Genomic DNA, 13,412 nt, shown 5'->3' with positions numbered 1-13,412 from the left:
ATGGAAACTGGATTACAACCCAATAAAACCGGAGGCGGTGATACAAGCAGCAACTCTTGGACACATCGTCTGGCTCGTCCTTTGATACGACCACTGATTGATACAGCAGTGACTCCAAACCATCTCACTACGCTACGACTGCTCACTGGTTTGGCTGCATGTGCTGGTTTAGCGGTGGGCAATTTCACAGGAGAAATATGGGGTGGAATCATCTGGGTTCTCTCCGCCTTTCTCGATCGCGCCGATGGCGAACTTGCCCGCATCAGCGGTCAAACGAGTTCTTGGGGACATACGTATGATTACTGGTCGGATGTTGCAATCAGCTCGCTGTTTTTCGTTGCGATCGGCATCGGTTTGCGCGGTAGTGTACTCGGTTGGTGGGCGATACCGATGGGGCTAGTCTCCGGTGCGGCTGTAGCAGCAATATCAGTTCTTGCTGAGGAACTTGAGCAGCGTGATGGTTCGGGAAAAAAAGCCATTTCTGGTTTTGGTGGATTCGATGCAGACGATGTCTACTACCTTTTTGCTCCTGTTGCTTGGTTTGGGTTGCTGCTCCCTTTGCTCGTGGGAGCCACGGTTGGTGCAACGGTAGTTGCACTCATAATGTGGTGGCAACTTGTGCAGATGTCCAACCAGTCGTCTTTACCGCCAAGCTGAGACTTTATAAATTGATTAAGAATTAATTAACAAATATTGTATTCAGCAAGAGATTGCTGGTATAAAATTCAGAACATCCGCAAGAATTTCCGGATTTCTTAGTGTCTTAGCTCAGTTGGTAACTTAACGATGAAGGCAATCATATTAGCTGCTGGCGTTGGACGACGCTTGGGGGAACAAGGGCAAGTTCAACCCAAATGCTTGCTGAGATTTAACGGTAAATCTCTACTGCAACGCCATTTAGAGTATCTGCGTGATTACCAGATAACAGAAGTGGTTATTGCTGTCGGTTACCAGGCTCAAATGATTGAGGAAGAAATCAAAGCATTGGGAGCCGAAAATAAGGTCAAGACTGTTTACAATCTTAACTACACAAAAGGGAGTGTGATCAGCCTTTGGACGTTAAGGGAGCACTTAGCTGCAGGTGATGACTTGTTATTAATGGATGCAGATGTTTTGTGCGATCGCCGCATCATTGAGCGACTCATGAAAACAAATATCCCTAACTGCTTCTTACTGGATCGGGATTTTGAACCAGGGGAGGAACCAGTCAAGCTTTGTGTGCAAGACACAACTCTTGTAGAGTTTCGTAAACAAATCCCTGCGGATCTTTCTTATGATTTTGCTGGCGAATCTGTGGGGTTTTTTCGCTTTGATAGTGCACTCGCCCGTCGTCTTGCTTCTCGTACAGAATACTATGTCGCGGCCGGACTGCATCAAGAACCGTATGAGGAAGCAATTCGGGATTTGCTATTGGAAACCCCCTCAGCATTTGGGTACGAAGACATCACAGGTTTACCTTGGATAGAAATCGATTTTCCCGAAGATATAAAACGCGCTCAAAACGAGATTTTACCTCAATTATAAGCATAGATGTACCAAATATCTCCACCTGTTGTCACCAGTTCAAAACCAAGCAAGTGCGCTCAGTTGCGGGGGTTACTCGAATCGCCTCAACTCGAATTCATCATGGAAGCACACAATGGTATCAGCGCCCGCATTGTGGAAGAAGCTGGATTTAAAGGGATTTGGGCAAGTGGACTTGCTGTTTCTGCTCAATATGGAGTACGAGACAACAATGAAGCCAGTTGGACTCAAATTGTGGAAATGCTGGAGTTCATGTCCGACATCACCCAGATTCCTATCTTGTTAGATGGGGATACGGGTTATGGTAACTTTAATAATATGCGTCGTCTCGTTAGGAAGCTAGAGCAGCGAGGTATTGCCGGAGTCTGTATTGAAGATAAGCTTTTCCCGAAGACCAATAGTTTTATTAATGGTGATCGCCAACCCCTGGCTGATATCGATGAATTCTGCGGCAAAATCAAGGCAGGCAAGGACAGTCAACAAGATCCAGATTTCAGCATCATCGCTCGTGTCGAAGCTTTGATTGCTGGTTGGGATTTATCGGAAGCATTGCGCCGAGCAGAACTATACCACACAGCCGGAGCAGACGCAATTGTGATTCACAGCAAATTATCCCGTCCTGACCAAGTGCTAGAGTTTGCTAAAGAGTGGGCGGGGCGCTCTGCGTTGGTTATTATTCCAACAAAATATTACAGCACTCCAACCGATGTCTTTCGTAAAGCCGGGATTAGTTTGGTTATCTGGGCAAACCACATGATTCGCGCCGCTGTTGCTAGTATGCAAGCGATCGCCCGCGAAGTTCACACCAACGAAACCCTGATCAACATTGAAGACGAGATTGCTTCTGTTAAAGAAATTTTCCGGCTACAGGGAGCAGATGAACTGCAAGAGGCGGAAAAACGCTACTTCACCAATGGACGCCAGCATACTCAGGCGATCGTTCTTGCTGCAACCAGAGGACAAGAATTTGCTGGGTTGACTCAAGATAAACCCAAAGTCATGTTACCTCTTGGAGGGAAACCCCTGCTCAGGCATTTGGTGGACAAATTCAAAAAACTTGCCATCAACGATATTACGGTTGTCGCGGGTTATAAAGCAGAAACCATCAATGTTCCTGGGACTAAAGTTATCCGTAACTTAAAGTATGAAACCACAGGAGAATTAGCATCTTTAGCCTGTTCCCAAGCCAGCTTTAGCGACGATATGCTGGTAGTTTACGGCGATTTACTTTTTAGAAGCTATATTTTGCGAGATTTATTAGATTGTCCTGGAGAAATTGTCGCTGTGGTTGATTCTACGATGAACAGCAAATCAGTCAGCGGTTCTCCTGACTATGCTTATTGCTCAATCACAGACGATCTTTCCCTGTTTGGACAGGATGTCAACCTTTTGCACATCTCCAAAGCAACGCAAACAGAATCGGGACAATCCTGTGGACGGTGGATTGGGATGCTAAAATTCCGCAGCCAAGGCAGACAGTGGTTGGATCAAGCACTGGGTGAGTTACAAACAAGACCAGATTTTAACAGCTTGGGTATGCCAGAATTATGTAATTACTTAATTGAGCAGGGGAAACCGATTAAGGTTCTTTATATTCGCGGTAACTGGCTAGATGTTAACTCTTTGGAAGACCTCGATCTCGCTTTTCAGTTGAAAAAATAAGTATACGACTCCTCCGCAGATTTTTGCTGGGTGCATCCCAGTTTTTATTTTGTAATCATAAAATAACTTGTCATTGCGAGGAGGGACGACGAAGCAATCCCACAATCTCTCACTGAGCACCAGTTGATAGGATTGCCACGCTCCACTTCGTTGCGTATGCCCTCCGGGCACGCTACGCTAACGCAATGACAGGCAAAAAAGTGGGATGCTCCCGAATCGTACAGGACATTTTTGGGAGAAAAGATATCATAGCAGTGGCTTTGATAAAAATGATTATAAAAGGGCATTAAACACGCTGCGATACATTCATGCTAATCCTAAAGCATCGGGAATGCGGTCAGGATTTTTCTATGATTTTAGTAATTATGGAACTCACGATAGGCTAACTGATGATGGGCTGACTGAATGGCATCCGGCGTTTTTAGCATTGGGGAAATCGCTAGAAGAATGTGCGGCTAAATATCGGGGGTTTTGTAAGAAATATAAACCACAGCCGAAACCCGAAAATAGTTATCGTTGGGGAAGTAAGTTGTTACCCAAGGTGGTGAAGGGGAAGAAGAAAAAGACATCACCAGGGCAGATGAAATTACCTTGGGCAGAATGGGAGCTATTAACGACAGAAGTTCAGGCGGTTGCAGAAAAGTTTGTACTTGCTAATTGTTATGACCGGAAAATAGCGATGAAGTTATTTGTTCAGGACGGTGCCAGGTATTGAAATTGCACCAAATGCCTATGAATTCGTAGAAAGTATTTCAGAGAACAAATCCTTATAAAAGGCAGTAGTGCTTATGTGTTATTATTCCATTCCTTAAACATTATCTTTATATGTGTTATTATCAACGCCACGTAAACAATTTTTCCTTTATTTCTGCCCCATCCCAACTCAAAATAGGTGTGGTGTATTGTGGTACTTTTTGTTTGAATACCGTGGTGTTAAGTGGTACTTCTTGTTGTGCTGGACATGGATAATTTTGTTTTGGATAATTTTCTGGTGGTGTAGTGGTGTATATTGTTGGTGTTCGGTGATCTGTGATTGTGAGCGGAAAATTTGCGTCGGTGTCAACAACAGTGCTAGATTCGTTTACAGTGCTAGATTCGTTTAGCTGCACTGTTACTGTTAAGTTAAGTTTCCTCCTTACTTCTTCCACTAGCTGCAGTACAAGTTCCCTCCTTACTTCTTCCTGCAGTAAATCCATTCTTTCTGCTTCTTTCTGCACTAGTTTCCTGCTTACTTCTTCGTGCAGTAAATCTACTCCCGATTTTGTTTCTTCGTGATCATCGTAAGTAAGTTTTGTTTCTTCGTGAACGTTGGTAAAATCTTCGTGAACGCCTTCATAGGCATTTTCGATGGTGTATACACCAGGCTTTACCTCTTTGACTATCAACTTGTCATTCTTTGGTTGAATTCCGCTTGGGTCTATCATAATCTCATCCTCTATCTTAATATTCCTGATAGAATACTAGCTTTTACCATTATACTGCGGTAAACATTTCCAAATCTTTGAGAATTAAGTATATCCCGAGTAGGAGTGCTGGTATCTATACACAGAATTCCAATCAGAGCATATTGGTCAATAATATCTTGGAAATTTTGAAAATTAGAATTTTGAAACTCTTCATATTGATTATCTGTAAGTTCCGTAATTATTTTCCAGTCAAATATGGGAACAACAACTGTAGTCTTTTTATCCTTTGGTATTTTGTTGACTTGAGCTTTGGTAATGTTATATTCAGAAATGTTTTTTCTAAGAACTTCAATATTTTGAAGATTAGGTTTTCGATTATTCCAAATCTCCGACCAAGCCCCTCCATTATTCATTTCTATTTCCCAATCAATATCTGGATCATCATCCATACCGTACTGATAGACAACAGCGAATTTACCTTCGTCAGTTGGCAACATAATATAGGAACGACAATTACTGAGTCTAGGGCTTTCTTCCAGTTCTCTCACAACTGTTTTTAGTATAGGTTGAACCAGACGCGGAGGAGCATGTAGGGCTTGCAGTCGTTCTACGGTATTTTTGGCTTGTTTCCATACAAATAAATTGGTTACTATGAAGCTCGAAGTAACACTATGTCCTTTATCAAAAAGTTGTTTTCTTTTCTCTTTATCAATTGAAAAGTCAAGTGTATCTATATCTTTTCGTAAAGGAATGCGTACATGATAAATATTATCTATCACCTGCCTTAGTAAGTCATCGCTTGACTCTAGTACTGTTGCCAGCATATCTCCAAGCAACTCACCTAGTTGATATTCTTTCGTCTTGTTAGTCTGAGCAGCGATGTTATCTTCCTCGTCACACAAATCAAATGCTATTACTGGTTTGTGATCAATAGACCTCTCTTTCTGAAAGAGGAATATTGGCAAGTTGCTACTTAACCCACCATCTACCAAGACACTGCCATTTTCTTGTCTAACTGGAGTAAAAACAAACGGGAAACACATCGACGCCCGTACTGCTTTAATAACGGAATAATTTAAAGCCTCTTCTCCTTCATCTTGTGGGTATATTACAGCTTTCTGGCTTATAAGATCGGAAGCAACAACTTTGAGAGGGTCACATTTTAACTTTTTGAGATCTTGGAAATTAATATCTGTTGCTTTTTCGATTTTTTTTCTTAAATCTGAATTACTGTTTTGTACTTTGGGGCTATCTTTGATTTTTTCTAAAAGAAATTTAGTAAGTGTTATGGCATCGCATAGTCCTAATTTTTCATTAAGCTTGTCAATTAAATCTTTATTTTGCCATAAAAAGAGATTTTTAAAAAAAGAAGTGAGAAATCCTTTAGGAAATTTTTTGAAACGTTCCAAGTCTTTGTCAGTACCATCCAAAAAATCATTAAAATTAATTTCCTCAATCATTATCTCTTTGATATCTTCTGGGGAATATCCGACACTAGCTAGTAAGGCTACAATACTTCCAGCGGATGTACCGCCATAGCCTATAAACTTAATGCCGTGATCTTTTGCCGCCTGAAGACATCCTACCAGCGCAGCACCCTTAACCCCGCCACCGTCTAATATAGCGTAAGCTTCCATAGGCATAGACAAGTCCCCGCACGTATTGTCTTAAAAATATTTCTAATATAGCAATAAGTACTAATGCAAAATTAAATATACATTAATTCAAACTGAAGGTATTTTATTCTCATGATCCAAGCCGAGGAATTTGTAGAAGCTGCTCGCAATTTAGGCTTTCAGTGGTATGCTGGTGTACCCTGTTCCTTTCTCACCCCTTTCATCAACTACGTCATCAATGATGTCAAACTCACTTATATCTCCTCAGCAAATGAAGGAGACGCTTTAGCAACGGCGGCGGGAGCAGCAATTGGTGGCAAAAAAGCCGTTGTCATGATGCAAAACTCTGGGTTGGGTAATGCAGTTAACCCATTGACTTCCCTTGCTTATATCTTTCGCATTCCACTGCTACTTATCTGTACACTGCGCGGTGATCCACAGTTCCAAGATGAACCACAGCATGAACTCATGGGGCAGATTACAGATAAATTGTTAGAAACAATGACTGTTCCTTGGGAATATTTTCCTCAAGAAGCAGCAGAGATAGAACGTGTCCTGCAACGAGCTGAAGCTTATATGAAACAAGAACGCCGCCCTTACGCCTTAATTATGCGGAAGGGAACAGTTGCACCCCATAAGCTTGTCCGTGCTTCTATCCCATCGCGGAACCAAGAGGAAAGCCATAACAATGCTGTTCCCAAAAACTTTTTTATCGGTGACAAAGAGCAACGTATCTCCCGAAGTGAAGCACTGGCTCGAATTGTGGAACTTACTGATTCTGAAAATACAGTAATAATTGCAACCACCGGATATACAGGACGCGAACTCTTTGCCAGTTGCGTTACGCGCAGCGTCAAGCCAGAGGCTTATCGCTCCTCACATCTCTATATGGTAGGCTCAATGGGCTGTGCTTCATCTCTGGGACTTGGACTCTCCTTAGCACGTCCAGACTTAAAAGTTGTGGTCATTGATGGGGATGGTGCAGCACTTATGCGTATGGGTAATTTTGCAACCATCGGAACTTATGGCGGTTCTAATTTGATTCATATTCTCTTAGACAATGAATGTCACGATTCTACAGGCGCTCAAGCAACTGTATCTTCAGGTATCTCTTTTGCTAAAATTGCCGAAGCGTGCGGATATGGGATCACATTACAAGGAGACGACCCTTTGCTTTTAGATGCACTATTTGCAGCACAAATCAACAATAAACCCAAATTCGGTCACCTCAAAATCCGTCCGGGAACGCTCAACAACTTACCCCGACCTAATATATCACCGGAAGCAGTTTTACAACGCCTGATGACTCATATTAATTCTCGTTTCTAATTCCATGATAATTTTATTAAATCCTGGTCCTGTTAATCTTAGCGATCGCGTCAGAAATGCTCTGTTACGTCCCGATTTGTGTCACCGTGAAGTGGAATTTTCCCAACTTCAAAGCCAAATCCGCGAAAAACTACTTCAAGTCTACGATCTGCCGGGGGAACGCTGGGCAGCAGTTTTGCTGACAGGTTCTGGGACAGCAGCAATGGAAGCTATGGTTACTAGTCTAGTTCCAAAAAACGGCAAGTTGCTGGTGATTGAAAACGGCGTGTATGGTGAAAGACTCTCCAAAATTGCTACCATCCACGGAATTGAATATCTGACACTGCACCATCCTTGGGGTGACGAAATCAATATCAAGGATTTGGTAACACTTCTAGATGAAAACAACGACATCACTCACCTCGCCGTTGTTCATCACGAAACCACAACAGGGCGTCTGAATAATTTGGCTCAAGTAGGTACAATTTGTCAGGAACGAAATATCCAACTTTTGGTAGATGCGGTTAGCAGTTTTGGTGCTGAAGAACTGAATTTTGAATCTTGGGGAATCACAGCTTGCGCGGCTACAGCAAATAAGTGTCTGCATGGAATTCCTGGAACATCTTTTGTCATCGTGCGGCGGGATGCGCTGGCAGGTGCAGACACAATCCCACGCACCTTATATTTAGATTTGCGGACTTATTGTCAACAGCAAGACAAAGGCGGTACTCCTTTTACCCAATCTGTTCAAGCATTCTATGCTTTAGCAGAAGCTTTGCAAGAACTGGAAGAACAAGGGGGCTGGCGTGCAAGACATAGCTATTACAGCCAACTTGTCAGTTTAGTGCGGAACGGGTTACTCGCAATGGGAATTGAACCCTTACTTTCTGCAACAAGTTCATCTGTTGTCCTGAATGCCTTTAACTTACCAGATAATTTGAGCTATGACGAGTTCCACGACCAACTGAAAGCGCAGGGCTTTGTGATTTATGCTGGACAAGGAACTTTAGCCAAATCAATCTTTAGAGTCTCGACAATGGGAGCGATCGCCCATGCTGACATGGAACGTTTTCTTGCTGTTGTCAGGCAAATTATCACACAAATTAAAGTAACCTAAGCGTTATCTCACCCTAACCGCCCGTCCATTTTCACACTTGTACTCTCTGCCATTAACAGTCGCTGTTGTAGTCACCTCATTATCTGGTGAACTGGAGGAACAATTCATTCTAACTTCACCATTCCTAATTTCTGTTGTTTGATTAACTTCTGAAGAGTTCGAGTCACTATAACTTTCATCCTTGCTGCAAGCGGTTGTCATGACCAGCAAGGAAAAAAGTAAGCCAGGTACAATTATTTTATTAAAAAGGCATTTGGGCATGAGAAAATTCCTAGTCGTTATTATAAATTTCTATCTACTATTCTAAAAACTTTCAAAAAGCCATTTCCCATAAAAAACTAAGAAAACCTTTCATTCTTCACCAATATTTTTCTATAGTGATTTATATTTTTTCTATCCTGGGTATTTTATTTAACAACCTGATAGCAAGGTAAACGACCAATGACAATTCGAGCGTTTGTGACTGGTACTACTGGTTTTGTTGGTGCTAACTTGGCACGCTTGCTGCTTCAAGAAGGCTATGCAGTCCGGGCTTTAGTTCGTCCTAACAGCTCCTTGAACAATTTACAGAATTTAGATGTAGAGATTGTCAAAGGTGACTTGAACGATCCTGATTTATACCAGAAAATACAGGGCGCTCAGGTACTCTTTCACGTTGCGGCTCACTATTCCCTTTGGCAAGCTGACCAAGATGTACTATACCAGAATAACGTTTTGGGAACACGCAATGTGTTGGCGGCTGCTCGTCAAGCAGGTGTTGAACGCACTGTTTACACAAGTTCCGTTGCTGCTATTGGGGTAGGTGAACTAGGGAAGGTAGTGGATGAAACTCATCAAAGTCCTCTTGAGGAACTAATTGGTCAGTATAAGAAGTCTAAGTATCTAGCTGAGCAGGAAGCAAAACAAGCCGTAAAACAGGGTCAAGATATCGTGATAGTCAATCCAAGCACTCCAATTGGTCCTTGGGATATAAAACCAACTCCCACTGGGGATATCATTCTCCGATTTCTGCGAAGGCAAATGCCTTTCTATTTGAATACGGGTTTAAATTTTATCGATGTGGGCGATGTGGCGAGGGGACACCTATTAGCTTTGGAAAAAGGAAAAACGGGAGAGCGTTATATCTTAGGCAACCAAAACCTTACTCTTAAAGAGCTACTAGACCAACTTGCCGAAATCACAGGTTTGAGTGCTCCTCAAAAATCTGTACCAGCGTGGCTACCCTTGAGTTTAGCTTGGATTGATGAACGAATTCTCGCGCCTTTAGGCAAACCGCCTTCGATTCCTTTAGATGGTGTTCGCATGGCGCATCAACCTATGTATTACGATGCTTCCAAAGCAGTCCGAGAACTAGGTTTACCTCAAACGTCAATCAAAACAGCTTTACAAGACGCCGTAAATTGGTTTGTAGCTGAGAAATACCTTGAGGTAGCATAAAATTAGAGACTTTTGGGATTATTATCATAACCATGCAAAATTGTCATCGGGCATTTTGCTCATGGGTTCAATGCAGACTGCTGCTGGCTAGAGTTTATATCAAAGTGGTGTAGAGGACAGTTATGGGAATTCATTTACAACAAGCTATTGAAATAGGTAAGTACATAGTGACTCAACGTGTGTTGGGTCGCAAACGGTTCCCCTTGGTTCTGATGTTAGAACCTTTATTCCGGTGTAATTTGGCTTGTCCAGGTTGTGGCAAAATCCAGCATCCTAAAGAAATACTCAAGCAACACTTGACTCCTGAGCAATGCTTTGCTGCAGTGGAAGAGTGTGGCGCACCAGTTGTCTCCATTCCTGGAGGCGAACCCCTGCTCCATCCTCAAATTGATGAAATTGTCCGAGGTTTGGTTGCACGCAAAAAGTTTATTGTCTTATGTACAAATGGCTTGTTGCTAGAAAAAAGTCTGCACAAGTTTAAACCTTCCCCATATCTGACCTTCAGTGTGCATTTAGACGGGACGAAGGAGTGGCACGATCATTGTGTGGATCGCAAAGGTGTCTTTGATACTGCAATTAGCGCGATTCGTGCGGCAAAAGCAAAAGGATTTCGTGTTGGGACAAACACTACGGTTTTTGACGGTAGTGATCCCAAAGAATTGCAGGACTTGTTTGATTTGCTCACCTCCCTAGGTGTTGATGGGATGACGATCTCCCCTGGCTATAGTTACGAATGGGCACCGGATCAAGATCATTTTCTCAAACGCGAACAAACACGGGCACTCTTCCGGCAAATTTTTGCTCCCTACAAAGCAGGCAAGAAAAACTGGGATTTTATTAATAGCCCATTGTTTTTAGATTTTCTCATTGGTGAGAAAGACTACGATTGTACTCCTTGGGGTAGTCCCAGCTATAGTGTTCTTGGTTGGCAAAAGCCTTGTTATCTTCTAAATGAAGGTCACTACAAAACTTTCCAAGAACTATTAGATAAAACCGACTGGAGTCAATACGGTCAGGCTAGCAAAAATCCCAAGTGTAGAGATTGCATGGTACATTGCGGTTATGAACCCACCGCTGCAATCGATGCGATGCAGCCAACAAATATCGGGCGATCGGTTAAGGCGCTTTTGGGTATGGGGAACTAATCTGCTTTCAAGAAACACAGGGGGTATAGGGCTGTAAGGGTGTAAGGGTGTAGGGGAGCCAGCGCTGCAGGAGGGTTTCCCTCCGTAGGCGACTGGCGAACCCGAAGGGCGTGAAAAGAGTGTTTTTCCATTTAACCCACACTCCGCACCCAGCACTATCACAATCAGTTTTTTTGTTCAAGCTAGACTAGTTTTTATAGCCAAAATTCCTATTTCTAAGTGGTTGTCTGTGTATGGCTACTTTTGCAGCGGTTACTCCCAAACGTTTTACAATAGCTGACTATCACCGCCTAATTGAGTTGGGGTTTCTTACAGAAAATGACCGGGTAGAGTTAATTCGCGGAGAACTCATGCAGATGGTAGCTAAAGGAACGCCTCATACTGTTTGCAATACACGCTTGGTTAGAGAATTGATAATACTCCTACAAGGACAGGCAATAGTCCGAGGACAGGAACCGATTACTCTAGCTACAAATAGTGAACCAGAACCGGACTTGGTGATAGCGCGTTATCGTCCTGACGATTACCTAGCAGCACATCCTCAAGAAGCAGATATTTTGCTAGTGGCTGAAGTTGCAGATGCTACGCTCAAGTATGATCAGGAAGTGAAGTTACCACTCTACGCAGAATCTGGAATTTCAAATTACTGGATATTCAATTTGGTGGCAAGTTGTTTGGAAGTTTACACTCAGCCCTATCAAGACTTGCAAGGCAACTTTGGCTATGCGAACAAGCAGATTTTTTTGCCTCATGCTGTTGTGACTCTCCCTGGTTTCCCGGATTTATCTGTTGATTTGTCTAAGGTGTTTCCCTGAAGTTGTGATAAGTCTTTTGTGCGATCGCGTTCGCGTAGCGTGCGCTTTACGCTCAGCGGCTCCTCTGGAGCATCGCCCCTTGATATCATATCCAGCAAAATACTTGTGATATGTCATTGCGAATGGAGCGAAGCGCAATGAAGCAATCCCAAGCACTTGCGATTGCTTCGCTTCACTCCGTTACGTATGCCCTCCGGGCACGCTGCGCTAACGCAATGACAAGCATTAAATCAATCTAAATCAAAAAGCGAAAAGACAAAATCTAAAATCGTATGTGGCGCTTCACAAATGCCCATATCGGTATGAATTTCACTAACTCAGGATAGACGGGAATCAAAGGCTTGCCCCGCTTGCTGAGTAGTCCTTGCTTGCTGAATCGAACCGCTAATGTCCTTGCTGAGATAAATATGTCACTATCATAAATGTTTATTTCAGGAAATTGGATCAGCTTTGCCAAAGTTTCTGGATTGCCAATCTCACCCAAAGCTTCTGCCGCTTTGCATCTTACGTACCAGTCTGAGTGGTTGAGAACAGCAATTAAAGCATCCACCGCTTGGGAGGAGCCAATTTCACCCAAAGCTTCTGCCGCGTACCTTCTCACGTCTGAGTCTGAGTGGTTGAGAGCAGCAATTAAAGCATCCACTGCTTGGCAGTTGTCAATCTTACCCAAAACATATATTGCGTACCTTCTCACGTCTGAGTTTGAGTGGTTGAGGGCAGCAATTAAAGCATCTACTGCTTGCCAGTTGTCAATCTTACCCAAAGCTTCTGCCACCTTCCATCCCACGTCCGAGTCTGAGTGGTTGAGGGCAGCAATTAAAGCATCTACTACTTGGGAGTAGTCAATTTTACTCAAAGCATATGCCGCGTTCCATCTCACGTCCGAGTCTGAGTGGTTGAGAGCAGCAATTAAAGCATCCACTGCTTGGGAGGAGCCAATCTTACACAAAGCTTCTGCCACCTTCCATTTCAGATCCGAGTCTGAGTCGTTGAAGGCAGCAATTAAAGCATCCACTGCTTGGGAGTAGTCAATTTTACTCAAAGCATATGCCGCGTTCCATCTCACGTTCGAGTCTGAGTCGTTGAAGGCAGCAATTAAAGCATCCACTGCTTGGGAGGAGCCAATCTTACCCAAAGCTTGTGCCGCTTTGCATCTTACGTACCAGTCTGAGTGGTTGAGAGCAGCAATTAAAGCATCCACTGCTCGGGAGTTGCCAATATTACCCAAAGCAGATGCCGCGTTGCTTCTCATGTACGAGCCTGAGTGGTTGAGGGCTTCTTGTAGCTTCTGGTACATCTGCAAGTTTACTTGACCAAGTGTCACGACAAAGGACGGAACGTACCGAATACTGAAAGTACCTACTATTGCAGATAGAGCATGG

General features: G+C 43.2%; 13 protein-coding genes. 9 read left to right on the top strand and 4 right to left on the bottom strand.

The window, feature by feature from the left end; all coding sequences use genetic code 11:
• The 4 genes from AC5JM2_RS04215 to AC5JM2_RS04200 all read left to right on the top strand — a co-directional run bounded on the left by AC5JM2_RS04215 (position 1) and on the right by AC5JM2_RS04200 (position 3,901).
• The gene (locus AC5JM2_RS04215; protein ID WP_495833662.1) at positions 1-657 is read left to right on the top strand and encodes a CDP-alcohol phosphatidyltransferase family protein; all 657 of its coding nucleotides are present in this window, start codon (positions 1-3) and stop codon (positions 655-657) included.
• A 129-nt stretch (positions 658-786) separates the two neighbouring features.
• Positions 787-1,524, top strand: coding sequence for a phosphocholine cytidylyltransferase family protein (locus AC5JM2_RS04210; RefSeq protein ID WP_495833661.1), 738 nt, complete (start codon positions 787-789; stop codon positions 1,522-1,524).
• 6 nt (positions 1,525-1,530) lie between these two features.
• On the top strand, positions 1,531-3,186 hold the full coding sequence (gene aepX, locus AC5JM2_RS04205) for a phosphoenolpyruvate mutase (RefSeq protein WP_495833660.1): 1,656 nt from the start codon (positions 1,531-1,533) through the stop codon (positions 3,184-3,186).
• Between the two features lie 205 nt (positions 3,187-3,391).
• On the top strand, positions 3,392-3,901 hold the full coding sequence (locus AC5JM2_RS04200; protein ID WP_495833659.1) for a transposase: 510 nt from the start codon (positions 3,392-3,394) through the stop codon (positions 3,899-3,901).
• A gap of 121 nt (positions 3,902-4,022) precedes the next feature.
• Here the strand turns inward: AC5JM2_RS04200 and AC5JM2_RS04195 are convergent, their stop codons facing one another.
• Entirely contained in the window at positions 4,023-4,610 is a 588-nt protein-coding gene (locus AC5JM2_RS04195; protein WP_495833658.1) for a hypothetical protein, read from the bottom strand.
• An 11-nt stretch (positions 4,611-4,621) separates the two neighbouring features.
• Positions 4,622-6,235 carry a patatin-like phospholipase family protein gene (locus AC5JM2_RS04190; protein ID WP_495833657.1) on the bottom strand — a complete coding sequence of 538 codons (1,614 nt, stop codon included), beginning with the start codon at positions 6,233-6,235 and terminating at the stop codon, positions 4,622-4,624.
• Positions 6,236-6,340: 105 nt separating this feature from the next.
• Between AC5JM2_RS04190 and aepY the strand changes: the two genes are divergently transcribed.
• Positions 6,341-7,537, top strand: coding sequence for a phosphonopyruvate decarboxylase (gene aepY / locus AC5JM2_RS04185; protein WP_495833656.1), 1,197 nt, complete (start codon positions 6,341-6,343; stop codon positions 7,535-7,537).
• A gap of 4 nt (positions 7,538-7,541) precedes the next feature.
• Complete coding sequence (locus tag AC5JM2_RS04180) at positions 7,542-8,633, top strand: 2-aminoethylphosphonate aminotransferase (RefSeq protein ID WP_495833655.1); 1,092 nt, start codon at positions 7,542-7,544, stop codon at positions 8,631-8,633.
• A 3-nt stretch (positions 8,634-8,636) separates the two neighbouring features.
• On the opposite strand, the gene AC5JM2_RS04175 is transcribed toward AC5JM2_RS04180, so the two are convergent.
• Entirely contained in the window at positions 8,637-8,894 is a 258-nt protein-coding gene (locus tag AC5JM2_RS04175) for a hypothetical protein (protein ID WP_318560265.1), read from the bottom strand.
• A gap of 186 nt (positions 8,895-9,080) precedes the next feature.
• On the opposite strand from AC5JM2_RS04175, the gene hpnA reads away from it, so the two are divergent.
• The 3 genes from hpnA (at position 9,081) to AC5JM2_RS04160 (ending at position 12,030) form a co-directional block, all read left to right on the top strand.
• Positions 9,081-10,070: a hopanoid-associated sugar epimerase gene (gene hpnA / locus AC5JM2_RS04170; protein ID WP_495833703.1), complete on the top strand. Its 990-nt coding sequence runs from the start codon at positions 9,081-9,083 to the stop codon at positions 10,068-10,070.
• 122 nt (positions 10,071-10,192) lie between these two features.
• Positions 10,193-11,215 (top strand): adenosyl-hopene transferase HpnH, encoded by a 1,023-nt coding sequence (hpnH, locus tag AC5JM2_RS04165; protein WP_495833654.1) that lies wholly within the window; start codon positions 10,193-10,195, stop codon positions 11,213-11,215.
• Between the two features lie 233 nt (positions 11,216-11,448).
• Positions 11,449-12,030 (top strand): Uma2 family endonuclease, encoded by a 582-nt coding sequence (locus AC5JM2_RS04160; protein WP_495833653.1) that lies wholly within the window; start codon positions 11,449-11,451, stop codon positions 12,028-12,030.
• 262 nt (positions 12,031-12,292) lie between these two features.
• Here AC5JM2_RS04160 and AC5JM2_RS04155 read toward each other — a convergent pair.
• Positions 12,293-13,412: HEAT repeat domain-containing protein (locus AC5JM2_RS04155; RefSeq protein ID WP_495833652.1), on the bottom strand; the 1,120-nt coding region annotated here is incomplete at its 5' end.

It is taken from the genome of Brasilonema angustatum (assembly GCF_059505445.1).
This window is presented reverse-complemented; position numbering and strand designations above follow the sequence as displayed.